The 23,702-nt window shown below is 44.1% G+C and carries 20 protein-coding genes and 1 pseudogene; 2 read left to right on the top strand and 19 right to left on the bottom strand.

Annotated elements, in window-relative coordinates; translation table 11 throughout:
* Positions 1–99: 99 nt before the first annotated feature.
* The 7 genes from F6K64_RS13200 to F6K64_RS13170 form a co-directional block, all read right to left on the bottom strand.
* Positions 100–1,257 (bottom strand): phage tail sheath family protein, encoded by a 1,158-nt coding sequence (locus tag F6K64_RS13200; protein WP_008184129.1) that lies wholly within the window; start codon positions 1,255–1,257, stop codon positions 100–102.
* A gap of 171 nt (positions 1,258–1,428) precedes the next feature.
* Entirely contained in the window at positions 1,429–2,673 is a 1,245-nt protein-coding gene (locus F6K64_RS13195) for a phage tail sheath family protein (RefSeq protein ID WP_287265553.1), read from the bottom strand.
* 148 nt (positions 2,674–2,821) lie between these two features.
* Positions 2,822–3,538, bottom strand: coding sequence for a carboxypeptidase-like regulatory domain-containing protein (locus tag F6K64_RS13190; protein ID WP_161603163.1), 717 nt, complete (start codon positions 3,536–3,538; stop codon positions 2,822–2,824).
* A 235-nt stretch (positions 3,539–3,773) separates the two neighbouring features.
* Positions 3,774–4,346 (bottom strand): Pvc16 family protein, encoded by a 573-nt coding sequence (locus tag F6K64_RS13185; protein ID WP_008184121.1) that lies wholly within the window; start codon positions 4,344–4,346, stop codon positions 3,774–3,776.
* Positions 4,347–4,539: 193 nt separating this feature from the next.
* Positions 4,540–6,741: an ATP-binding protein gene (locus F6K64_RS13180; protein WP_287265552.1), complete on the bottom strand. Its 2,202-nt coding sequence runs from the start codon at positions 6,739–6,741 to the stop codon at positions 4,540–4,542.
* A gap of 306 nt (positions 6,742–7,047) precedes the next feature.
* Positions 7,048–7,329, bottom strand: a complete 282-nt coding sequence (locus F6K64_RS13175; RefSeq protein WP_287265551.1) for a type II toxin-antitoxin system RelE/ParE family toxin — start codon at positions 7,327–7,329, stop codon at positions 7,048–7,050.
* Positions 7,326–7,544 (bottom strand): hypothetical protein, encoded by a 219-nt coding sequence (locus F6K64_RS13170; protein WP_287265550.1) that lies wholly within the window; start codon positions 7,542–7,544, stop codon positions 7,326–7,328. Before F6K64_RS13170 ends, F6K64_RS13175 begins: the two co-directional genes overlap by 4 nt.
* A 399-nt stretch (positions 7,545–7,943) precedes the next feature.
* Between F6K64_RS13170 and F6K64_RS13165 the strand changes: the two genes are divergently transcribed.
* Positions 7,944–8,711: a Uma2 family endonuclease gene (locus F6K64_RS13165; RefSeq protein WP_008184114.1), complete on the top strand. Its 768-nt coding sequence runs from the start codon at positions 7,944–7,946 to the stop codon at positions 8,709–8,711.
* A 240-nt stretch (positions 8,712–8,951) separates the two neighbouring features.
* On the opposite strand, the gene F6K64_RS13160 is transcribed toward F6K64_RS13165, so the two are convergent.
* The 11 genes and pseudogenes from F6K64_RS13160 to F6K64_RS13110 all read right to left on the bottom strand — a co-directional run bounded on the left by F6K64_RS13160 (position 8,952) and on the right by F6K64_RS13110 (position 21,844).
* Entirely contained in the window at positions 8,952–9,212 is a 261-nt protein-coding gene (locus tag F6K64_RS13160; protein WP_008184113.1) for a ParE family toxin-like protein, read from the bottom strand.
* Positions 9,209–9,415, bottom strand: coding sequence for a hypothetical protein (locus F6K64_RS13155; RefSeq protein WP_008184111.1), 207 nt, complete (start codon positions 9,413–9,415; stop codon positions 9,209–9,211). Before F6K64_RS13155 ends, F6K64_RS13160 begins: the two co-directional genes overlap by 4 nt.
* Positions 9,416–9,906: 491 nt before the next feature.
* On the bottom strand, positions 9,907–10,146 hold the full coding sequence (locus tag F6K64_RS13150) for a hypothetical protein (RefSeq protein WP_287265549.1): 240 nt from the start codon (positions 10,144–10,146) through the stop codon (positions 9,907–9,909).
* A 564-nt stretch (positions 10,147–10,710) separates the two neighbouring features.
* Positions 10,711–11,274 (bottom strand): Uma2 family endonuclease, encoded by a 564-nt coding sequence (locus F6K64_RS13145; RefSeq protein ID WP_044493168.1) that lies wholly within the window; start codon positions 11,272–11,274, stop codon positions 10,711–10,713.
* Positions 11,275–11,597: 323 nt separating this feature from the next.
* Positions 11,598–11,801: pseudogene (locus F6K64_RS13140) on the bottom strand (ParE family toxin-like protein).
* Between the two features lie 53 nt (positions 11,802–11,854).
* Positions 11,855–12,061 (bottom strand): hypothetical protein, encoded by a 207-nt coding sequence (locus tag F6K64_RS13135; RefSeq protein ID WP_008184105.1) that lies wholly within the window; start codon positions 12,059–12,061, stop codon positions 11,855–11,857.
* 75 nt (positions 12,062–12,136) lie between these two features.
* Positions 12,137–12,277, bottom strand: a complete 141-nt coding sequence (locus F6K64_RS13130; protein ID WP_154659778.1) for a hypothetical protein — start codon at positions 12,275–12,277, stop codon at positions 12,137–12,139.
* Between the two features lie 263 nt (positions 12,278–12,540).
* The gene (locus F6K64_RS13125; RefSeq protein WP_008184103.1) at positions 12,541–14,313 is read right to left on the bottom strand and encodes an eCIS core domain-containing protein; all 1,773 of its coding nucleotides are present in this window, start codon (positions 14,311–14,313) and stop codon (positions 12,541–12,543) included.
* 31 nt (positions 14,314–14,344) lie between these two features.
* Positions 14,345–16,795, bottom strand: a complete 2,451-nt coding sequence (locus tag F6K64_RS13120) for an eCIS core domain-containing protein (protein WP_287265548.1) — start codon at positions 16,793–16,795, stop codon at positions 14,345–14,347.
* A 217-nt stretch (positions 16,796–17,012) separates the two neighbouring features.
* Entirely contained in the window at positions 17,013–19,439 is a 2,427-nt protein-coding gene (locus F6K64_RS13115; RefSeq protein ID WP_287265547.1) for an eCIS core domain-containing protein, read from the bottom strand.
* 323 nt (positions 19,440–19,762) lie between these two features.
* The gene (locus tag F6K64_RS13110; protein ID WP_287265545.1) at positions 19,763–21,844 is read right to left on the bottom strand and encodes an eCIS core domain-containing protein; all 2,082 of its coding nucleotides are present in this window, start codon (positions 21,842–21,844) and stop codon (positions 19,763–19,765) included.
* A gap of 43 nt (positions 21,845–21,887) precedes the next feature.
* Between F6K64_RS13110 and F6K64_RS13105 the strand changes: the two genes are divergently transcribed.
* The gene (locus F6K64_RS13105; protein ID WP_154659726.1) at positions 21,888–22,028 is read left to right on the top strand and encodes a hypothetical protein; all 141 of its coding nucleotides are present in this window, start codon (positions 21,888–21,890) and stop codon (positions 22,026–22,028) included.
* A gap of 154 nt (positions 22,029–22,182) precedes the next feature.
* On the opposite strand, the gene F6K64_RS13100 is transcribed toward F6K64_RS13105, so the two are convergent.
* Positions 22,183–23,702, bottom strand: a 1,520-nt coding sequence (locus F6K64_RS13100) for an eCIS core domain-containing protein (RefSeq protein ID WP_287265544.1), incomplete at its 5' end; no start/stop codon positions are given.

Genomic DNA, 23,702 nt, shown 5'->3' with positions numbered 1-23,702 from the left:
TGCTAGCATGCCTATTGCTAGCATGCCTATTGCTAGCATGCCTATTGCTAGCATGCCTATTGCCTGTTGCCTGTTGCCTATTGCCTTGCTAACCCAGACCTATGCTGCTACTTTCACACCACTAGCACCGAGAATAATACGCACAGTAATAAACTCACTGGGAATAGCAGGTGCTAGACCAATTTCTGTGACTACCATCCCTGCTTCCCGCACTTCGGGTGGGTTAGTTTCAGCATCACATTTAATGTAGAAAGCTGTTTGTTCTGTTGGTCCTTTAAGGGCACCTTGCTGGAGTAAGTCTTCAAAATAGGCGGTCAACTCTCGCTCAATCCGTACCCATAACTTCAGCTCGTTTGGCTCAAAGGCCAGATCTGCTAGGTTCAGTTCCAGCCATCTGCCCACTGTCAGGAATAGCCGTTTTACGTTGACATAGATCCAATTCGCTTCATCGCTGAGGGTACGTGCTCCCCAAACTCGAATACCTCGTCCGGGAAAGGCACGCAGGCAATTAACCCCAAGGGGATTGAGAATGTCCTGCTCGCGATTGGTCAGATTGAACTTTAGATCCACTATTCCTTCAATAGTTTCGTTGGCTGGTGCTTTGTGAACGCCAAATTGTTGATCGCTACGGGCGTAAACTCCAGCAATGTGACCACAGGGGGGCATCCAGTCGGGACCGTTTTCAGCTTTAATCCAGGGATAATACAAAGCACCGTTTTTGCCTTGCAGTTTCGACCTTTGCTCTGTTACCCTCTCTAGAGACTGAGTCACCTGTACTGCTACTGGAGGGAGCGAGTCTAAGATGGCAAAGCGATCGCCAAGCAGATCACAGTGTTCTAAGATGACATTCTGCATCCTCAACACGTCATCCTGGTCAGGGTTTCCCCGCATTAGATCTGGCACACAGACCAAATCGATCTCATTCAAGGATGCGATCGCTCCTAGTCCTCCACTATCATCTCCCGGTCCTCCCAGTGCTTCTGTGATAGAAACTGTGTCTTCTAGCCGCACAACCAAGCAGAAGCTGCCACCATTCTCAAAGAACCCACGCACAGCATAAGCTAGGTAACCGTCAGCTAGAGGCTGACCAAAAGTTTCTGTGAATTGGGACCATAGGGTAAGTGACTGCGGGGAGTTAATTGGTCCAGTCTCGGCAAACCCTAGGAATACAGGTACACCTGTGAACAGTCCAGGGGCTGGTTTAGGGAATATCTCCTCTCGGTAGACACCTGGTGTCAGTTGCTGGGAAGTTACCATACTTTGATCTTCCTTGTTCCTATGGATTTGGGGTGTAAGCTTTGGGGTGTAAGCTTTGGGGTGTAAGCTTTGGGGTGGGACCCGGGCGCGCGCTGTGGGAAGATTTTGAGCAAAAAAACCCTACTCCCTACTCCCTACTCCCTACTTCCCTACTCCCTACTCCCTACTGGCCTAGCTACCACTAGGTCCTGCCCACTGGCTCAGGCGGAAGATCACAAATTCAGCTGGCTTGGTCACTGCTACACCAATTTCTGTTACCACCTGACCTAAATCTCTGACTTCTGGGGGATTGGTCTCTTCATCACACTTGACGTAAAAGGCTTCCTCAGGTGTATTCCCAAATAAAGCCCCTGTACTCCAGACATTGGTTAGGAAGGCGTTAATATTACGGGTAATCTGCGCCCAAAGTTCAGGATTATTGGGTTCAAATACCATCCACTGAGTACCTTCGTCAATAGATTCCCGTAGATAATTGAACAGGCGGCGGACATTGATGTACTTAAATTCTCCATTGGCATCACCACCGAGGGTACGTGCTCCCCAGACTCGAATATTGCCATTGAGATTACGGATGCAATTGATGCCTTGAGGGTTAAGTCCATCCTGCTGGGCTTTGCTGATGTTATACTTCAGACCCAATGCTCCTAATATTGTTTCATTCGCTGGAGCTTTGTGAACTCCTCGTTGTGTATCGACGCGGGCATAGAGACCGGCGAGATGACCACTGGGCGCTACATAGAGCAGACCATCGCCTTTGGGGTTCTGTGTGTTGGTGGCTGGATCGAAGACTTGAATCCAGGGGAAGTAAAAAGCGGCATAATCAGATTTGCTAGGTACATTGCCATCCCCTGGTTGCATGGTTTTCCAAGTATCATCCAAATTTTCCTGACTATCCAAGATAGCGAAGCGATCCTGGGTCTTCTGTTGACAGTGAGTGATGATGGCATCGACAACACTGCTGTTGGTAATGCCAGGGGCAGCAACGATCGCAATTTCGTCAATAGGCTCAAATGTATTTTCTAGGAAGTCAGCCGTAATCTCACTCTCTGCTGCTGCCCGCACCACATAGCAGCGAGTACCACCGTTGTTAAAGAATCCATAGACGGCGTGAGCTAGCTGACGCTGACCTGGATCGGTTGAGAAGTCTCCAAAGAACTTCTTGAACTCACCAAAGTTAGTACACAGCTTTACCTCACCACTAGTAACAGGAGATGAAAAAGGCTTTGTAATATGAGCTGGATTATTGGTTGGATCTATGTCTTGGCTTGGGTCATAGGCAGGGTTTGGTTCTGGAACGTCTATCGAGTCCGGTACGACACCGATAAAACCTGCTGTGCTGGTCCCCACTCCCACAATTGGAGCAGAACCGGAGGAAACTTCCTCGACGTATACACCGGGCGATAAATAGGTTGGCATTTTCTCTACTCCTTGAATAAGTCAAATCAAAGGCTGGATGTGAGCAAAGCTCTCTAACTCTTCGGTTGATATAACTAGGTGTTTCCTAGTTTATTTACTCTGGTCAGAGAAAAATCTTTAAAGCTCTCTAACTCTTCGGTTGATATAACTAGGTGTTTACTACCCCATTTTTTCTGGTCAGAGAAAAATCTTGAATGGTCACTTGCCCTTGGTTCAAGTCTACAAGTTGAGAGGTTTCTTGCTGGTAGCCTTGGGCAACAACTTTAACTATAACCTGGCGAGGACTTGATGTATCCCTAGATGCTTCTAAACCACTCAGGAGATAGTTCCCATCGTTGTCAGCAAAGGTATACTCACCACTCCCCTCAATCTCGACTTTGGCCATAACGACAGCTTGATCGTCTGAGTTGTTGGTGACGTTACCCTCGAGAGCAGTTGGTTGGAAATAGAAATTAACAGTAGGTATCGCGATCGCACCAGTTTCTGGATCTCTTGACACCTCAACCTCGGTCTGATCGGATTCCGGATCAGAACCAGGCGGTATAGTTTTGATGGTTGGGTCAGCACTATAGCGAGTACCCGTACCTGGCAAGGAAGCCGTCAAGGTATATTTCCCATCAGGGAGATCCTGGAAGTAAAAATAGCCGTCAACTCTGGTACGAGTGCGGTCAGGTCGCTCGACCCTCTTTTCCCAGTCATCTCCGTACAGGCCAGCTAGCAGATCTATCTTGCTTTTCAAGCTTTCGGGCATATCGGCAATTTCGACCACTGCTCCGGGAATCACCTGCTCAGTTTGGGCATCTTTAACCTGCCCAGCGATCGCGACCCGATGGCGGATTGTCTCCAACCTGATCTTATTTGACACCAGCACAATCTCCTTAGTCAACTACAGGATTTAAACATCGCCCCCTCAATCCCCCTCTGTCAAAAAGCGAAGCATCCGCTAATTCCCCCCAGTATTGGGGGGTTAGGGGGGCGGGGGACTTTGAGAGTAGTAAGCTGTTGTGCATTTAAACTGCATATTGCTGAAATCAAATAAAAACCATAGATACGAGTCTCCTGTTGCCTGTTGCCTGTTGCCTGTTGCCTGTTGCCTACCCTCACCCAATCCTCATATCGGTTACCAAGGTTCCTGCGTCAACCGGATCATCGACTTCCACAGCCATAGTCAGGGTGTAGTTCAATGCTGGTCTGGGCTTTCCTCCCATTGCTTGCCAGAATTCCCCCAAACTCTGTAGGTTGCTCTGACTGAGACTAACTGTCCTGATCGGAGGTTCCATCCCCCTGAGGTTTCCCTGTAATACAGCCGCTGGAATCATACGATGACGCAGTAGCACTTTCATTACCTCCCCCAGCCATTGGTGCTCTTCTTGCTCTGGTCTTTGACCATTACCTGTACCTGTAAGAGCAGACCAAGCGGTGATTAGGTAAGAGCAGTCCACTCGCACTGGATTACGCCTTTTGGTCGCCCTGCCATTACTGCGTTCTGTTGACCAGGTGGTGTTGCGTAACTCCAGATTCTCACGCACATCGTAAAGAAAGAGATTAATCGCTGGCTTGACACTAAAATCCTTGTCAGGTGTGGCAAAGCTAATCGTAACTGACGAGATTAGGTCAGGAGGGAGTTCGCCCTTGAGCAATTCCTCCAACGTTTTATCCAGGTCGTGAATCATCTCATTCCCTCACTCAAGCGCGCAGGTCGCCAAATCATCAGCCAACTAGCTGAGGTCAATTGGCAATTTAGCGTTACCAAGTATCAACCTTAGAATGCTTTCTGCCCCTTAATTCTTCTCCGTAACAAAAATACATACAAGTTATCAGTACTTAGTGAATCAGTTGCACAGTTATTGAAGTTATTACGAATCATTAAATCAGCCCAGCATACTGACCAAATTCCCCCTCTATTAACACTTTTCCCATCTTCTGATACTCTCGCCGGACTGCACGAAGCAGGTGATTCATCTTGACAATTCCACCATCATCTGCTGCTATAAAAGCAGCAGCTAGAGCAATATTACGAATATTGCCCCCAGCAATCTCGCAGTGACGGGCGATAAAATCTAAATCCAGTTCCTCAGAGCGAGGTACACGACTAGGCCAGATTTGCTCCCAGATCCGGCGGCGGTCTTTGAGATTAGGAAAAGGAAACTCAATAATAAAACGTAACCGCCGGACAAAGGCATCGTCCATATTAGTGCGGAGGTTGGTAGTCAAAATCGCCACTCCTTCGTACTCCTCCATCTTTTGCAGGAGATAGCCAACCTCAATATTGGCGTAGCGGTCATGGGCACTGCTAATTTCAGAGCGCTTGCCAAAGAGGGAATCTGCCTCATCAAACAGGAGAATGGCGTTAGCATTGGCAGCAGCTGTAAAGATGCGATTGAGGTTTTTTTCTGTCTCCCCGATATACTTACTGACCACTTGGGACAGGTCAATTTTATAGAGGTCAAGCTCTAATTCGTGGGCAATAATTTCCGCTGCCATGGTTTTACCAGTCCCTGGTGGGCCAGAAAACATGACATTCAGTCCTCTGCCCAGGGAAAGCTTGCTCTGGAAGTCCCACTCTTCCCACACCAGCTGTCGATATTTGGCTTGATTACAAATTTCCTGCAACTGAGCCTTTTGATTAACTGGCAGGACAATATCATCCCAGCTGTACTTAGGCTGAATTTGACGTGCCAAGGAACCTAGTTCATGACCAGATTGGGCACGAGCTGCTGCAAATAGTTCGGACAAGGTTGGTTTTTGATGGGGAGTGTGGGAAGTGGGAGGAGTGGGGGAGGTGTTTTGGGCAATGCGCCAACGGGCTCGATTACAGGCATCAATCACGGCATCGGTAATTTGCTCGGAATTGAGGCGGAAGCGATCGCATAAAGCATCTAGCTCTGGTCCATCTAGGGAAATACCAGCTGCAGTTAGTTGATTCTGCCAGCAACAACGACGAACACTAAACTCAGGGATGGGAAAAGGAACAGTAACCATTCCGATTGCGATAGTTTTCTCTGGTTTCCAGGGTTTTTCACCAGCGAGGATAGTAATTCCTTGATGGTTTGCTATGATTCTTAGCAGAGATAGATATTGACTGGAATTCTCGGAACTTTCTATAGTTTGTTGTAGAGTTTCTAGTCCTTCTAGGTAAAGCAAAGCCTTCTGAAACCAGGCTTGACGGTAAGCTAGTTTCAGGGTTAGCTCCAACTCAGCTTTGGCTTCTACAATCCGAGTTAAATCTACTGTTAGCAACGGTGCTTCCACAGCCCTGGCCAGAGCTTGGGCGCTACGGTGTTTACCACTAGTATCTGCACCCTCAAAATACAGTGCCAAGGGTTTGCTTGCTTGCCAATCTTCGACAACTATTGTTAATAAAGCCTGCTTTACTTCCTGATGTAAGGGCAAGTCTTCCAGGGAAATAGTAGGCTCAATTAACCTACAGAAGGGTTTTAGTCGCTGATCTAATCCTGTTTCTCCCAACAGCAGAGCCAGGACTAGCCCATCCAGTTTAAGATTGTGAGCCAGCAGAGTAGGCTGGAGCTGATTAGGGTCCGAGACCAGATGTAGTAGACTATGACGTAGGAGAGGAGCTTCCGGGGTAAAGTGACTACGGCGCGCCAGTTTCGCTTCCCCAGTTGGACAGAGCAGATTCAGGACGAGATCCACAGTGGGTCGTTTACACCGGATATCGTCTTGGAGATAAGTATAAATTCGTTCATAGCGCCGGTCTAGTTCCGGGGCGAGTGCGATCGCAATAATATCGACATCGAAAGCAGAGAGGGCAAAGGTTTCTTGCAGCCATGCTAGTGAAGAGCCTGCCAGGATAGCATCAGAGGGTAACTCCTGTGATGTTTCTGTATCTACCTGCAATACTGGTGTTCCTGGTGGCCGAGTCATCAACTGTTCCACTTCTTCCTGGTCAACTTGCATCCCCCGATAGGGATTAGTTGCAGCCATGGAACCATAGGTAACTTGAGCAGCAGCTAGAGCTCTTTCTAGCAGTCGGTCTAAGCGCTGTAACAGCAGAAAGAGTTGGTGAAATTGGGGGTTGGGAGGGAAAGCCTCGGTTTGGTTAATCATGGATTATAGCAAGGGAACAGGGAATAGGGAATAGGGACTTCGGAGCAGGGACTTCGGAGCAGGGACTTCGGAGCAGTAGAGTAATAAGAGGTAATATAGAAAAAATCATGTGTACCTCATTAGGGCGATCGCATTTGGTAGGGTAGGGTGGGCAAATCTATGATACTTTGGTAATTAGATTAGTTATTATTTCCATTTGCCCACCCGACTTGAGCGATCGCACTTTGGCAAAACCAAGGGTTAGCGCGAATCCAGGAGTAGGGGCGCACTACCAACGGCTATCACACTACAAGAGGTGCTATCATACTAATAGACTTCATCATGAGAACCTAAATTAAGCAACAAAATAGCTTCTTCTTGATCGTCAGGATTTTCGATAAATTCAAATAAAATACGGTAGCTGTAGTCAATTGAACATGACCAGATATTAGATAAATCGCCTTTAAGTTTGTGAGTGTGTAAGCTAGAATGAAAGGGATCTTCTGCTAACTGACGCAGCGTTTTCTCAATTAGCGGTCTAAAATCTGGTCTTTTACGAATTACTCGTTTTAAAGCTCGTAGTGATTGGGGTGTCCAAGCAATTTTCATAGTTGATCAAGTTCTTCTAGAAATTGATCAACTGAGCCAAATTTCACTTTTCCTTCGGCTAATTCTTGGCGAATTTCTTTAATTTCTTTCACTAGTATTCCTCTCCGTTGTAGATGGAATCTTTTGAGAAGAGTATCGAGTAATATCTCTTGCTCTTCTAAGGACAATTTTTCAACGGTTTCAATCGCTTGCTGAAAGGCTGAGGTTTTGAGCATAATTGCTTGATAATTTGCAGGTTTTTTCTAGTTTAGCTTGATCAGATTCTGTAGGGTGTCAAGCGCGAAGCCTAACGTACCGAATATCAGCATACACAAACCCAACCAATAACAGAGGCGATCGCATTCGGTAGGGTAGGGTGGGCAAATCTATGATACTTTGGCAACTTGATCAGTGATCATGCCCATTTGCCCACCCTACAAGAGCGATCGCACTTTGGCCAAACCAAAGGGTAGCGCGAATCCACGAGTAGGGGCGCACCAACCTGCCCCCAATCATCAATCTAATATCTAAAATCGAAGTTATAACAATCCGTGTAGGAATTGTGGGAATTTTATTCCCTATTCCCTATTCCCTATTCCCTATTCCCTACTCCCTACTCCCTACTCCCTTTGCTTATGTATCAACAAACAGATCCACCCCGACCCCCGAAAGAAATCCTACCCACAATGTATGATCTACCTAGCGAAGAAAAGGAGGATTCAGGATTGCCAGATCAATACCATATTTGGCAAGCAGACTTACTGGAGAAAACGTTTTTCCCTCCCAATTATCCTAGAAACCAAATTCTTGTTGCTAGCGATCTGAATATTTACTACAATCTCAAACATCCTACTTGGTATAAACGTCCCGATTGGTTTGCTGTCTTGGGAGTGGATCGTTTGTACGAACAAAGAGAATCCCGCTTGAGTTACGTGATCTGGCAGGAAGGAGTAGCTCCTTTTATTGCCATCGAATTACTTTCTCCTAGTACACAGAAAGAAGACTTAGGAGAAGTTAGACCACAAGCCAACCAACCCCCAACTAAATGGGAAGTCTACGAACGGATGCTACGGATTCCCTATTACGTGGTCTTCAATGGTAATAGCAATAAACTGCGCTTGTTTGAATTAGTGCGCAGCAGCTATCGGGAAGTGATTCTCAACGGTGACAAATTCTGGCTTCCAGAAATAGAACTAGGTTTAGGATTGTGGTCAGGAAACTATCAAGAGTTAAACCGACTTTGGTTGCGTTGGTACGATGCAGCAGAAAATTGGATTCCTACACCGGTTGAGAAAGAAAGACAGCTAGTTGAAAAAGAACGTCAACGAGCTGAACGAGAACATCAACGAGCTGAACGTCTAGCAGCTCAATTGCGAGCAATGGGTGTAGAGCCAGAAGATTGAAATTTTAGATTTTAGAGTAAGCGGTCAGCGGTCAGCGGTCAGCGGTCAGCTTAGTAGTAGCGTAGGGTGGGCAAATAATGAGAGAAAGGCAATTTGAACAAATATCATGTCCATTTGCCCACCCAACAAAATCAGGGGTAGGGTGAGCAAATAATGAGAGAAAGGCAATTTGATCAGTTGTCATGTCCCTTTGCCCACCCTACCAGAGCGATTGGCCGTAGGCCACGCTACGCGATCGCACTACTTTGAGCCTAATATTTTGTCATATTCGGCGTGTGTTCCGATCCAAAACCAAACTAGATCATTATCCTTTTCCACCGCAATCGCTCTGTAATGTAAACCCACTCGAACTGACCAAAACCGACCTACTTTCTTGAAATGTAGTGAGGGATATCGAGGATCTTGTTTGAGCAACTCGTAACATCTATCGGCAAGTTCTTGGATTTCAGACGGTAGCTGTCGATAATAATACCAAAAATCAGGTGTAGCAAGATGTTTCACAAATCAGTACAATTTCCTTGTCGTAAATGTTTCAGTGCTTTGTCTGCTAATGCATCTAGCCTACCAGCCACAACATCTGTCTCAAATTGTCGATCCCAATTTGCTGCATCAAATTCTGCAAACCAAGTCCGAAATTTGGCGAGATCCTCCCTAGAAAGTTGACTGACAGCAAGTTCAATTTCCTCTAAGGAATTCTTATTCATAAGCCCTAATTTTTGACAGATATACTCAAATTATAGAGTTTTTAGTAGGGTAGGGTGGGCAAATGATGATAGTTTGACAATTAGATCAGTTATCATGTGCCTTTGCCCACCGGACAAGTGGTCGGGTGGGCAAATAATGATAGTTTGGCAATTTAATTAGGAATCATGTCGATTTCCCCACCGGACAAAAGCGATCGCACTTCACTACCTTTATTGTGTCATATCATCGGTTTGTTGGGTTTTGTTGTCTCAACCCAACCTACACTATTCGCGTACTCACTTTCAAGCGGACATTGACAGCTGCGTTACACTTCATTAACGCACTCTACAAGAGCTTTGATATCCCTGATATATTCGATTATTAATAAACGTAAATAGTTCAGGGTTTCGACATAGTGTTTCATTTTAGGATAATCAAAGTATTGTGAAAAATACCATTCAGTAAATTTAGGGATTTCTACTAGTTTTATTTTCTGTAATTCATTACTAATTTATTGGGTATTTAATGAATTATCATTAATCACTTGAAAGGCGTATCCTCTAATAGTATCGGTTAATAGTTCAATAATCCCTAATATACTAACGTCTTGATTTTCTTCCCATCGGGAAATTTTTACTCTTTCTGCCTGAGTAGCTTGATAGTCAATGAGCAATTGATTTAAGATTTGCTCAATATATCCTTTGGCTGTTATGGTATTATCAGCTTTGTTGGAAATATCTAAGTTTGGCATGATTTTTTTAAGTTTAGCCGTAATAAATAATTTTGTTGTCTCTTTCTATAAGAAATTCAGTTCCTTTATTCCATCTCAATGCCCCATTGGGTAATTGGGTTTTTCGCGACCATTTTTTGTTAAAATTAGCGGCTTTTCTGAGATACTTTAAATAATTCCCTTTAAAACCGTGTCTGTCTGCATGATCTACAATACTATTGGCTAGGCGTACCCATTCCGTAGGGTAGGGTGGGCAAATTATGAGAGAAAGGCAATTAGATCAAATATCATGTCCATTTGCCCACCCTACAAGAGCGATTGGCCGTAGGCCACGCTACGCTCCGGAAGCGTTCGCAAAGCGTGGCCGAAAGGCCTCAGCTTCCGCGCTTATGCGATCGCACTGACAAGATTCATAGCACTTTTCCCGTAACTTACCCATAGCTCATAAGCTGATAGCTGATAGCACCTCAAGTAGCGTGCGCGTAGCGCTTAAGCTGATAGCTGAATGCTTACTATCATGTCCATTTGCCCACCCTACAAAATCTATGTTCACAACTAAAATAAAAATGCTATAGGACTCCATAGTTACAGTAATAACCAGGCAAATAAATCCTTAACTGTAAGATTTAGCTCACTTACAAAAGATGGTACAGGAAGTAACATATCGGGTTGATCGAATACCTCAATTTCTTGTTTAGAATGGTAAACAAACACAGTTTTTTCCTCTGGGTCAATCAACCAACCGATCTGGGTTCCATGCTTGAGGCAATGAAGAATATTTTTGGTTACTTTTGTGTGACTTTGGTCTGGAGATAAGATTTCAATAGTCCAATCTGGAGTCAGGTTAAATACATTGGCAATTTCTCCATTATCATCACAGGGAATTCGGTTCCAAAGAAATACTGAAATGTCAGGTATTATTGAGCGACCCCCAAAGGTACAACGTAATTCAGGAAAAGCGCAAGCAATTTTTTTAGCTTTTACCAAACTATTGATTGCGGGTATTAGTTCTCCTTGAAGACGACTATGTTTTCCTTGAGGCATGGGCTTCTGAATAATTTTTCCATCAAGGTACTCACTAGCAGGCTTTGTTTCCGGTAGTTTCAGAAACTCCTCCAATGTCAGTATTTTTGGTTGTGATTGTACCATTTCAGGGTTGTCTCCAATTGTGCCAGTAGGGGTAGGGTGGGCAAATTTTGAGAATTTGATCATTTCATCAGCTCTGATGCCCATTTGCCCACCCTACAAAATCAGGCGATCGGTCTTGCTTGTCACCTATTCAGCAGGTTAAGATTTTTTTGACTTGCTCTACAATTTTAACCGATAAACCAATTAACAACAGGGTAGACGGTAGTGGATTTGCTAACCTCAGGGGTAGGGTGGGCAAATTATGATAGTTTGGCAATTTAATTAGGAATCATGTCCATTTGCCCACCGGACTTGAGCCTAAGCACTACAAGTCTAGGCGTACGCTACTTTGAGCCTAATATTTTGTCATATTCGGCGTGTGTTCCGATCCAAAACCAAACTAGATCATTATCCTTTTCCACCGCAATCGCTCTGTAATGTAAACCTACTCGAACTGATCAAAACCGACCTACTTTCTTGAAATGTAGTGAGGGATATCGAGGATCTTGTTTGAGCAACTCATAACATCTATCGGCAAGTTCTTGGATTTACGATGGTAGGTGTCGATAAGAATACCAAAAATCAGGTGTAGCAAGATGTTTCACAAATCAGTACAATTTCCTTGTCGTGAATCTTTCAGTGCTTTATCTGCTAGGGCATCAAGTCTACCAGCCGCAACATCTGTCTCAAATTGTCGATCCCAATTTGCTGCATCAAATTCTGCAAACCAAGCCCGAAATTTGGCTAGATCCTCCCTAGAAAGTTGACTGACAGCACGTTCAATTTCCCCTAAGTCACTCTTATTCATAAGCCCTAATTTTTGACAGATATATTCAAATTATACCGGGGACTACTTATTTTTTGGCATTGCTGAGGGGCGGGATTAATAGGAGTGGAACGGGCATCCTGCCCGCCGGAAGATTTTAACGGGCAAGATGCCCATTCCACGGCAAGATGCCCGTTCCACAGTAGGGTTGCCCGTTCCACAGTAGCGTAGGGTGGGCAAATAATGAGAGTTTGGCAATTGAATCCGGAATTATGTCCATTTGCCCACCCGACAAAAGCGATTGGCCGTAGGCCACGCTACGCTCCGGAAGCGTTCGCAAAGCGTGGCCGAAAGGCCTCAGCTTCCGCGCTTATGCGATCGCATTATTAAGGTGTTAGGTTTTAGGGAAACACTTAGTGGAGTAATTCCACATTCCGCAGGTTAGTTAGTCAAGAACTGCTGGCTCCAGATACAACTTTCTAGACAGAGCAATATCCTAAGCGAGGCGTAATCATGTTTGATCATAGACTATATATAATACTCGCTGCTCGCTCTGTATTGGGTCCTCTGGCGGTTTCACCTTTGTAACCAGCTTCTGCGGCAAGTTTGGTGTAGGAGTAACCTAACCTAGAATGTACCACAGTAATCCATCCTTTTGCCTCTTGCGGACGCAATTTCTTCGTTTCGCCAAGCAATCGTGCCATTTCTGTTTCAAATTCTGTCCTTCTCTTTGCCATATTTGTTTGATATTGCACCGAGTCTACTGCTTGCTTAACTAAGTCAGCTGCCTTATTTAATTGCTTATCTTGTTCAAATTTATGTGCTTCCACAAGTTTTTTCAAGTCTTCCAATTCCTGAGGTGATAGATGATTTTTAAGCACTGCGTCAGCTAATTCCTCAAGACTTTTCCTAGTTAAAGACGGATAGGTTACCTCAGCCACATATGGGCGATTAGACCAACCACTACCTGTCTTCTGATCTATGTGTGCCTCGCTTTGTGATGCTGTAATGTCAAACCAAGCGATATCCTTGTCAGTTAATTGCTCCTTAATAACAAGATCTGGTCGAGTATGACCCCGTGTCCCCTGAAGTACAATCTGCATTCCTGTTGGCAGATAGGGGTCAAGTTTGTTTGTTTTTATTGAAGCATTAGTTAGGGATTCAACTGCATAACCGTAGGATGCATAAATGAATGGCTCCTTTTTAAGGGCATCATCCAAGCTGCCACTCATCTTGTATGTATCCGTAAATGATGTAACTAGAGCTATCCATCGTTTTGTGTAACCATCTACATCTGGAATTCTGAGGGGATTTTTTAGGATATTGTCGGCAAGATTATTTACAAGTTTGTCTAGCTCTAAGACAAAGCTGTCAAAGTTATCATCTGCCCGTCGTGTCCATGCCTGAGCTCTCTGAATGACTGGAGAAGATAACTGCTTTACTTCGTCGAAGACTCTTCCAATCTTCTGCGATTGCGATCGCTGTACTGTACTACCAGTTTGCTGCACCACATGGGTCAATTCATGAGCAATCAATTCCTGCCCCCCTCGACTCCCAGGGTTATATTCCCCCTGCCGAAAGAAGATATCTTTACCTGTAGTAAAAGCACGAGCTTGAATTGATTGATTCAACTGGTCAGATTGGGTATCACTGTGAACCCTGACTCCACTAAAATCTGCCCCAAACGACTGTTCCATTGGTTTCCGGATACTCTCAGCGATCGGCATCCCCGACCCCTTTGCCTGTTGGATCGAGCTTTCCAACTCTGGGGTAGCCGCCATTCCACCGTCCTGGGATTGAAGCTGCACCATTGGCTTCCTCATCAGTTCATCTTGTTCCTGTTGAGCTTGAATCGACTGATGTTGAGTGGTTTGACGTGGAACTGGTGCGTTAATCTGTCTTACTACTTCCGATGCTACTCGGTCGGCTTCAAGCTCATACTTATCCCCAGCTTCACCAATAGTCAGCTTCGCCTGCACTAAATTCCCCTCGAACCAATTGCCCCTTAACTCATGGGAAAGTCCCCTAAACATTGGCTGACGTTGGATTGGCTGCCCACTAACAGGGGAAACACTACTCAGCAGAGGGTCAATAGTTCGAGCAACTTTCTGTTGGTAACCAACTTCTGACTGAGAGTTTTGGTGCTGGGACTTAATTAGATGACCTAGTGCCCGGTTGCCGATTATCCCTTGCAATTCTTCTATGGGGTGGAGCTCTGGCTTGGTACTAGGTGATGGTTGTTGCTGTTGAGAAGTGAGTGTTTTTGTGGTTTGGCTTTGTCGTAGATTACCCATGAGTTTTACGAAATATTTAATAGTTTGTATATTATGAGGTGATTTTACCCCTAAAATTGTCTCGTTTACCAACTAAGTCTTGAGTAATTATTCTCTCATTTTTTTTCAATAAATCATAGAAAGCTTTTAGTCTTTCCAATTTTTCAAGCCAATTTTCCATTTCCTTTGCTACTACTGTAGTTTGATCTATCTCGTCGAGAGAAACTATACTGAGGCGATTCCAATCGAGCTTTCCTTTTCCGTGTTTTTCAGCTTTAGCACCTCCCGCACTAGATAGAGGGTTTGCGGTTGCTTCTGTTGACTTCCAGTTATGAACATATCCCTCGTTACTCGCACCACCTGGAGCAGTTGTTTCTACTCCAACCTCTAGAGCTCCGAATTTTTCTGTAGTTGGAGGTCGAAAAACAATCAGCAAATGTCCGTGGGCTCCATCTGGCAAAATTATATCACTGTTGAAATCTGTCTGACCAATACCACCAACAGCTAAATTTATGCCATAAAGTTCTGTTCCATAAAATTTATTTTTAATTGCTGCTAGCTTTCCTCCTTGCTCTCGAACTTTTTCTTCCTGCCTCGACCTTTTCATGAAGTGTGTACCGAAAGAACGTTTAAACGCTCCGATACTTTCGTCTATTTTTCCTGCTTGAGTTACACCAAGCCAATTGAGTAAGGCATAGGGGTCTCTTACGCCTGCTTCACTTTTTTTCGCTAGCTTAGGAATTACAATATTGACTCTGCCACCATGAGATAGGGCGGTAGCAACATTTTCCGACCACTTTTCATATCTGGGCAAGTTACCCTCGGTTCCAATATCAGTACATTCTTTTAATCCAGCTTGCATGAGTAAAAATACTTTTTTAAGCACCCCTATGGCTTTTGTATGTTTTTCAATCGCCTCACCTATATCAACTTTCTTACCTTTCGCCTTACCGTATTGATGTATTTCTTGCTGACGCTTCTTGGCTTCCTCAATAATTATGGCTTTTCTCTCACTCCCTTTTTCCCCTAAATCAAGGGTTTTTTGCCAAACTTCACCAGTGTTACTCCGAATTTCATCCAGATACTCATTACCTCCTGGCTGATTAGCTTTGAAATGTAAAGCCATTTGATAAGGACGAGTTTTAAATAAGTACTCTTTGCTGAGACTAAGTTCTTGTAATAGTTGAGTGTTTGAGCGGCATAGCCAAGCTACGCTAGCCACAATTAGTCTTTGATTGGGATGTAGTTTGAGCCAGTCATTCTCACTTTTTTTTCTTAAGTATTCTTTAGCTTCTTCCAAAGAAAACATTTGTAAGCTTTCTAGATATCGCTTACCCTCTTCATCGTTAGCCATATTTTGAATCACATTTAGCTCATTAATACTTAGGAGCTTATTAACACCTCTTTTTTTGAGGTATATATCTTGAAAGTATTTTTGAAACTGCTTCTGAACATCTTTATTGCCGAACCCAAGTTGCTTTAAAACTTCCGGTTTAATTCTCGGCGTTGCTTCCTCCAAGGGTATGTCATGTGTTGCTTCCTCCAAGGGTATGTCATGTATTGAAAGCCAATTTGGAGAATCCGTCCATTTTTTCGGGTGTTCTTCTTTCGGGTATTTTTTTTTGCTTGGTGCCCGCTGTAGAGTTTTATTCTGCTCTAAGTGTACCTGGAATGTTGGAGAACTCGGCACACTATCACTCTGAGACTTACACTGGATTTGCCCCCCAGTTTGCTGCACCACATGGGTCAATTCATGAGCAATTAACTTCTTCCCCTCCTGACTCCCAGGGTTATATTCTCCCTGTCGAAAGAAGATATCTTTACCTGTGGTAAAAGCACGAGCTTGAATAGATTGATTCAACTGGTCAGATTGGGTATCACTGTGAACCCTCACTCCACTAAAATCAGCCCCAAACGACTGTTCCATTGGTTTCCTAATACTTTCAGCGATCGACATCCCCGACCCCTTTGCCTGTTGAATTGAGCTTTCCAACTCTGGGGTAGCCGCCATCCCACCTTCAACAGAGTCAAGCTGAACCATTGGCTTCCTCTTGAGTTCCTCTTGCTGACCTTGAGCTTGAATCGACTGATGTTGAGTTGACAAACTAGAAACTGGTGCGTTAATCCGGTCCACTACTTCCGATGCTACTCGGTCAGCTTCAAGCTCATACTTATCCCCAGCTTCACCAATAGTTAGCTTCGCCTGTACTGGATTGCCCTGCTGCCAATGGCCCATTAACTCATGGGAAAGTCCCCTAAACCTTGGCATTCGCTGAATTGGTTGCCCACTAACAGGGGAGACACTACTCAGCAGAGGATCTTGGGAACGATGAACTTGTCGAGATAAGTCTGGCTGGGATTTAATTAGATTACCCAGTGCCTGGTTGCCGATTATCCCTTGCAGTTCCTCGACTGGGTGGTATGTTGGCTTCCTACTTCCCGATACAAGAGACTGATCTGGAGTTTGTGTGTTTTTGGTTTGGCTTTGTCGTAGATTACCCATGAGCTTGGTTAAATTAAGAGTCGGCAAAAGTCACAGTGTAATTATCATATAGCCTTTGAGATCAAAGGGATTGTGGCAGGGACGGAAATATGGGAGGACGGGAGCGATCGCATTACATTGACTTACATTGGCTTTTAAAGCATGGTGCATTTTTGTATCTAGTTAGAAGTTTTCCTAATCCCTTAAAGTTTTACTCCGAATGCTTCCTTCACACCTACTATTTCTTGTATTTGAGCTTTTTACTCTCATTAAGTCGCTCAATTAGATTATAGGCAGAAACTGCCATCGGCTTTAGATCACCGACTTTCAAGTCATCTTGCATCCGACGAAGTTCAACCACCAAGGCTTTAACTGGTTTGTCACTCAGCCCAACCAAATCGTCAACACTTCCTAAAGCTCCAAGGGAGTTATGAATTGCCTCAAAATCAGCTCGCTTGTCTTTGACTAATTTGACTAAGTTGTCTGCTGACTCATCTTCATCCGCTGCTTTAATTTCCTCGGGAAGGTTAACATAGTTCTTTAACAGGTCATATCCAGTAGGAATATGTTCTAGCCATTCTTGACGAGTTAAAGTAATCCGGACTTCTTGAATATTTCCCACCATACCTTTCTCAATTGTTTTTGGGAAAATCGGTTGTCCCCCTTCACCTGTGAACCCAGCAGCATTTAAGACTAACTCAGCGAATTGATTAGGATTAGTTTTAAAGTAATTCCTGTAGGGTTCGGGAATTAATCCAAAGTTGTGGGCAAAATCAGTTCGAGCCATCATCGCTCCCGCAATGGCTTTTGAGTTATCTCTATCCGTCATGTTTGTTGCTTTGTGGAGATAATTTACCAAGATAGTCACTAGTCCCATTAATTCTTTTTTACTGACACTATCATCAATTCCCCCTACATTTAATCTCTTTACTTGATCATTGACCCATGCATCGGCCTTAGATAAAAATGATAAGTCTCCTTTACCAAATAAATCTTTATTTGCTTTTTGCTTACGAGATTGTTGTTTATGACGTTCTCTTTTAAAGAGATTTTGATTGAGCCATCCAGTGACATTCAAGTCTTCCTTAACAGTAACGTATTCGACAAGATCGCTAATCTTTCCAATATGTAAACCAGCCGTAAGCTGAGGGGAAAAGCTTAATTCCTTTCCATCTGGATAAATTCGGAGATTAGAATCAGGTTCTCCTCCACCTGCTGTTACGTCCTCTGATGGAATAAACTCCTCTCCTTTACGACTATTCAGATAACTTGCCATTGCCACAATGTTATCCATTACTGATTCAACTTCACTTTTACTTTCTAGTGGCTCTGTGACCCATTCTAAGTTAGAGCCTCCTGAAGGACTTGCATCAGCAGTTAGATCAAATTTATCACCTCGAATAAAAGCTGTTGCTTTGGGAACATTCTGACCGAGTAATGGAGGCTCACTAAGTTGTTTATTTACATACATGCTAAAAACCATTGCCTGGTAGTCCTGACTGTCCTCATTTACTCTGGTCATTAGTGCTTGACCGGCATTAGTTAGAGTAGATTGACTATCGTCAGTAAACCATAGGTCTAAACGACCTTGTTGATCCAATCCCTTTTCGTGGTTAGTAAGCTCAACTATTTTTATGGAAGGTTGTTCAGCCATTACTTTAGCCACTTTAATATTGATCGCTAAATCCCGTTGAGTCTTAGCACGTTGAAAGTCTTGCTGGGCTTGTTGCCAGTTACTTACATTTCGCACATTCCACTGTGCTTCAAATTCATATCCCACTCGACGCTGTACAACATCTACGGGAGCACTTTCATTAGTACTAATTTTATCGTTATGGTCAAATTCACTCCCATTATGCTGGTTTAATTGGCGTTGCACAGAGGCTCTATTCTGCTGCACCACATGGGTCAATTCATGGGCAATCAATTCCTGCCCTCCTCGACTCCCAGGGTTGTATTCCCCCTGCCGAAAGAAGATATCTTTACCTGTAGTAAAAGCACGAGCCTGAATAGATTGATTCAACTGGTCAGATTGGGCATCACTGTGAACCCTCACCCCACTAAAATCTGCCCCAAACGACTGTTCCATTGGTTTCCGGATACTTTCGGCGATGGGCATCCCCGACCCCTTTGCCTGTTGGATTGAGCTTTCCAACTCTGGGGTAGCTGCCATCCCACCTTCAACAGACATTAGCTGCACCATTGGCTTCCTCATCAGTTCATCTTGCTGACCTTGAGCTTGAATTGAGTCTGGTTGAGTGCTGTGACTAGTAACTGGTGTGTTGATCCGATCCACTACTTCCGATGCTACTCGGTCAGCTTCAAGCTCATACTTATCCCCAGCTTCACCAATAGTCAGCTTCGCCTGTACTGGATTGCCCTGCTGCCAATGGCCCATTAACTCATGGGAAAGTCCCCTAAACATTGGCTGACGTTGGATTGGTTGCCCACTAACAGAGGAGACACCACTCAACAGAGGATCTTGGGAACGATGAACTTGTCCAGATAAGTCTGGCTGGGATTTAATTAGATTACCCAGTGCTCGGTTGCCGATTATCCCTTGCAGTTCCTCGATTGGGTGGTATGTTGGCTTTCTACTTCCTAATACAAGAGACTGATCTCGAGTTAGAGTCTTTCTGGTTTGGCTTTGTCGTAGATTACCCATGAGCTTGACTAAATCTTAAATACTCGGCAAACGTCACCTAATCATGATATAGCCGAATCGCACTGAGGGGGTTCACCTCAAGACCGCGCTACATCCCTACCAACGTGGCATAGGTCACCTAGTTAACTCAAGCAACAACAGAGCAGGGGTAGGGTGGGCAAATGATGAGAGTTTGGCAATAGATCAGTTATCATGTCCATTTGCCCACCCTACAAAAGCGATCGCACTACAAGATCCGCGATCGCACTGCTCAACCTGGGCTGAGTTAGATCGGTAACATCCAATTGCTTAGCAAATCAGCACTAAGGCTTGGGTGTACCTGCTTATTTCAAAGATGCTTTTACTTTTTCATAAAGTAGATCATATTCCGGTATATTGGGATCGACGCCTAGTGCACCTATAAGTGCGTAGGCGTAGGCTCGGTCTAATGGGTTTCCACGAATTGACTGCTCAACTATGAATTTGGCTGCCCAGTTTCTGATTTTTCCCTTATTTTTCTCTATGGCTGGAACAAGATCGGCTTTATTTGGTGCCTGATCAGGCGGCAGGCCTAATTGGTTTTTTAGGATGTATTTTGCGAACTTCCCTTGTTTCGGGTCTTCCCAGTACTCTATTATAGTTTTCGCTATCTCTGGTGGCTTCCTATGACTGTATTTTTTCCCTGCTCTTTTCAATAACAGGCCTATTGCGCCAATTCCTGCGATCACTCCTATTACACCTGCGCCTATGCCGGTAACGGACGCGGCACCTACTCCTGCTACGCTCACACCGGCGGCTATTGCGCCTCCTGCTCCTCCTATGAATGCCCCTGTGCCTGAAATGATATCGTTTCTCGCACGGGCTAGTTTACTCTCGGCTTTTCTCTCTGTGTAACCCGCCGTAGTATATGATTCTCCTTTTAGTTCTTTATATCTTTCGTCCAGAGATTTGGCTTTTTCTTGGCTTTTTCCCTCTTCTTTGCGATTTTTAATGGCAACATAGGTACCTATCGCTCCAAAAAGTGAACCTATTCCAGCGAATGCGAAACCGACGCTGGGAAGGCCTAATACTTGTAACGGACCAGTTATTCCTGTTGCACCTGATTCTAACGCACCTATAAAACCTGACCCAACACCGGCTCCGGTCTGGGTTACATCCAGACCTGTAAACCCTTTATGGTCTGGTACTCGAGTCACTGCTTGTTTTAATCGTTTGGTGCTCGATGTGTTCCGGGTTGAACTTTGCTTTTCTGTTCTTTCTCTGTTTCTCGGTAATAGGGGAACATTCTCCTTGACCAGATTATGTAGCTTTTCTAACGCTAGCGCTAAAGTGCCACTATCATATAATTGATAACCTTCATTTTTGGCGAGTATATATACTAGATCCATTCCTTGTGATAAGACATAAGGCATCTGCTCTTTTAAATCTCTCTCTAACTGTTCCCAGGCATCGATTGACCTGACATTACTAATAGCGTCCTGAATTTCTTCTATAAATCGATCATATTTTGCACTTGCTGTTTTATTTTCTTTAAAAGAAAATTCTATAATATATTTGATTTCTATGAGTTCACTAATGATGCTACTATATTTGTGATCATATTCTTTATGTTTCTTCTCTGCATCTTCGGGGCTCATGCACTGAATCAATGAAGTTTGTGGAGCCGAAGTCTCCAACAAGTGCTGGGGATAATTCTGATAATTAGCAGGATTGGTAACTGCTTGTCTGACTGCTCGTCTTCCCATCAAGTCAGCTTCTTGTTCTAGGCTTTTCTCATCGTTGACCATGATACCCTTCGTTTGGGTGGTACCTTGGACCCGTCCCTGCATTTGCTGCACCACATGCCACGCCTCGTGGGGCAGATGTCGCTCCTGCCCCGGGCCCACCTCGATCGTTTTACCCTGGGTATAGGCGAGTGCCTGGATCTGGGCAGGTTTGGGCGAATTATAATGAACTCTGACATCATCCAGTGAATATCCTGACAGGTTTTCCACTCCTGCTTTGAGCTTATCTGGCAATCCGGTTTTATTCGGGATAGGTGCGTTAATCCGGTCTAAATCTTCCGATGCTACTCGGTCAGCTTCAAGCTCATACTTATCCCCAGCTTCACCAATAGTTAGCTTCGCCTGTACTGGATTGCCCTGCTGCCAATTGCCCCTTAACTCATGGGAAAGTCCCCTAAACATTGGCATTCGCTGGATTGGCTGCCCACTAACAGGGGAGACACTACTCAGCAGAGGATCTTGGGAACGATGAACTTGTCCATACTTGTCTGGCTGGGATTTAATGAGATTACCCAGTGCTCGGTTGCCGATTATCCCTTGCAGTTCCTCTATGGGGTGGTATGTTGGCTTCCTACTTCCCGATACAAGAGACTGATCACGAGTTAGTGTCTTTTTGGTTTGGCTTTGTCGTAGATTACCCATGAGCTTGACTCAATCTTAAATAGTCGGCAAAGGTCACATCATCATGATATATCCGAATAGCACTGAGGGGGTTCACCTCAAGACCGCGCTACATCCCTACCAACGTGGCATAGCTCACCTAGTTAACTCAAGCAACAACAGAGCAGGGGTAGGGTGGGCAAATGATGAGAGTTTGGCAATTTAATTAGGAATCATGTCCGTTTGCCCACCCTACAAAAGCGATCGCACTAGGGTGGGCAAATGATGAGAGTTTGGCAATTTAATTAGGAATCATGTCCATTTGCCCACCCTACAAGAGCTTCGCACTACTCCATTATTTGGTGATATTTTGCAACTATCTATTCTTGATCTTGTTCTGCTGATCTAAATCTTTTCGCTTTTGGACTATATTCAGCTGCTGTAGACGCCTGTCCATCATCTACAGCACTTGAGAAGTTCGTGTCTAGTTTCGACTCACTTGGCAAAAACTTTTTTCCGAATTCGAATAGTTTTTCGGCATTTGCCATGATGTCTTCGATCTTCTGCGCTGATGGGATGTTTTTATTGCTACGGGTACTCATGAAATCCCTAAGCTCGAAAAATGGCACTCCCTGTTCATTTAATTCATAGGCTCCCAATCCCTCCCTTTTGGTTCTGTATCCTTCTGGGGGTGACAAAACATCTGATAACCATTCATTCCCCTGTTTATCCTTATCCTTACCCTCATCAATTTCCTGTTGAATGAAATCCATTGGCAACGGATTCTTGATACTAGAAATCCATGATGATACTGTAGGTTGTTTAGACTCTTCGACTTTCTTGCCTGTTTCGTCATAAAGACCTTTACTAAAAATATCAGGTAATATTTCTAGTTGATTCCTTTTTTCGAGCACTTTCTTACTAAATATGTCTAAGATCTTTTCTAGGTCTATGCTATCCTTTGCTTTTAATTGTTCATACATTTCGCTAAACCTATTTCTCGGCATTGTAGCAAAAGCATATTTTGGATCCTCTTCTTTTCCTTTTGTGTTTGCATCAAAGGTTTCGATTAGTGCCATGAGGAGCATCTTTAGATAGCCTATTACGGCTCTATAGTCTTCCTGGGAGTCTATAGTTTTCAGATCTGTCTGATTGATCGTCTCTTCTATGATCTCTTCGTTTAATTTTAATTTCAAAAGTTGCGCTGTTTCTGCCGCGCTCTTTCCTATCAACTGGCGATAATCTTTGTTGTTTTTGTCCGCTAATAGATCTATGTAATAGCCAAAATGTTTAAACGGTATGTCTAGGGTTGCCTGTGGAACAAACTTCGCTTTTTCTGCATCTCTCCTCTCTTCTGCTACATATCTTATTTGATAGGGCATGCCAGCCACCTTTTCTCCTGAGAACAAAAAACCACCTATATTATCGCCTTGATTCACCAAATCATTTTTTCTTTTCTTATTCTCATTGAGAAAATTTTTCATATCTGTATGTGCTGCCTTTATTTCGTCCGAATTATTCATCGGATCAGTGACGAATTCTAGATTGCCATTGTCGCTTGTTATTGCTACTTTGCCTTTTTTTGCTAACGCTTTCTTAGTATCTTTTATTTGAGTAAAGCAGTCTTTTTTATTTTCGTCTTTTCTTTCTACTTTTATTTCATTATCTGATTCCGCCTCTATAGCAATCGCCCGCTGTATTATCTTCCTCCCGCTACTCCCTAGTATCTCTTTCTTTTGCTGAACCACATGAGTCAATTCATGAGCAATTAACTCCTGCCCTCCTCGACTCCCAGGGTTATATTCCCCCTGCCGAAAGAAGATATCTTTACCTGTAGTAAAAGCACGAGCTTGAATAGATTGATTCAACTGGTCAGATTGGGCATCATTGTGAACCCTGA

It is taken from the genome of Moorena sp. SIO3A2 (assembly GCF_010672265.1).
Taxonomy (GTDB): domain Bacteria; phylum Cyanobacteriota; class Cyanobacteriia; order Cyanobacteriales; family Coleofasciculaceae; genus Moorena; species Moorena producens.
The sequence above is the reverse complement of the archived record's forward strand: the minus strand, read 5'-3'. Positions and strand labels throughout refer to the sequence as shown.

Excerpts from the sequence above, each read along its gene's own strand:
- F6K64_RS13145 (WP_044493168.1), bottom strand. The coding sequence starts at position 11,274 with ATGGTACAATCACAACCAAAAATACTGACATTGGAGGAGTTTCTGAAA.
- F6K64_RS13155 (WP_008184111.1), bottom strand. The coding sequence starts at position 9,415 with ATGAATAAGAATTCCTTAGAGGAAATTGAACTTGCTGTCAGTCAACTT.
- F6K64_RS13115 (WP_287265547.1), bottom strand. The coding sequence starts at position 19,439 with ATGGGTAATCTACGACAAAGCCAAACCAGAAAGACTCTAACTCGAGAT.
- F6K64_RS13105 (WP_154659726.1), top strand. The coding sequence starts at position 21,888 with ATGATATATCCGAATAGCACTGAGGGGGTTCACCTCAAGACCGCGCTA.
- F6K64_RS13185 (WP_008184121.1), bottom strand. The coding sequence starts at position 4,346 with ATGATTCACGACCTGGATAAAACGTTGGAGGAATTGCTCAAGGGCGAA.
- F6K64_RS13125 (WP_008184103.1), bottom strand. The coding sequence starts at position 14,313 with ATGGGTAATCTACGACAAAGCCAAACCACAAAAACACTCACTTCTCAA.
- F6K64_RS13195 (WP_287265553.1), bottom strand. The coding sequence starts at position 2,673 with ATGCCAACCTATTTATCGCCCGGTGTATACGTCGAGGAAGTTTCCTCC.
- F6K64_RS13110 (WP_287265545.1), bottom strand. The coding sequence starts at position 21,844 with ATGGGTAATCTACGACAAAGCCAAACCAAAAAGACACTAACTCGTGAT.
- F6K64_RS13200 (WP_008184129.1), bottom strand. The coding sequence starts at position 1,257 with ATGGTAACTTCCCAGCAACTGACACCAGGTGTCTACCGAGAGGAGATA.
- F6K64_RS13120 (WP_287265548.1), bottom strand. The coding sequence starts at position 16,795 with ATGGGTAATCTACGACAAAGCCAAACCAAAAACACACAAACTCCAGAT.
- F6K64_RS13135 (WP_008184105.1), bottom strand. The coding sequence starts at position 12,061 with ATGAATAAGAGTGACTTAGGGGAAATTGAACGTGCTGTCAGTCAACTT.
- F6K64_RS13150 (WP_287265549.1), bottom strand. The coding sequence starts at position 10,146 with ATGCCAAACTTAGATATTTCCAACAAAGCTGATAATACCATAACAGCC.
- F6K64_RS13180 (WP_287265552.1), bottom strand. The coding sequence starts at position 6,741 with ATGATTAACCAAACCGAGGCTTTCCCTCCCAACCCCCAATTTCACCAA.
- F6K64_RS13165 (WP_008184114.1), top strand. The coding sequence starts at position 7,944 with ATGTATCAACAAACAGATCCACCCCGACCCCCGAAAGAAATCCTACCC.
- F6K64_RS13175 (WP_287265551.1), bottom strand. The coding sequence starts at position 7,329 with ATGAAAATTGCTTGGACACCCCAATCACTACGAGCTTTAAAACGAGTA.
- F6K64_RS13170 (WP_287265550.1), bottom strand. The coding sequence starts at position 7,544 with ATGCTCAAAACCTCAGCCTTTCAGCAAGCGATTGAAACCGTTGAAAAA.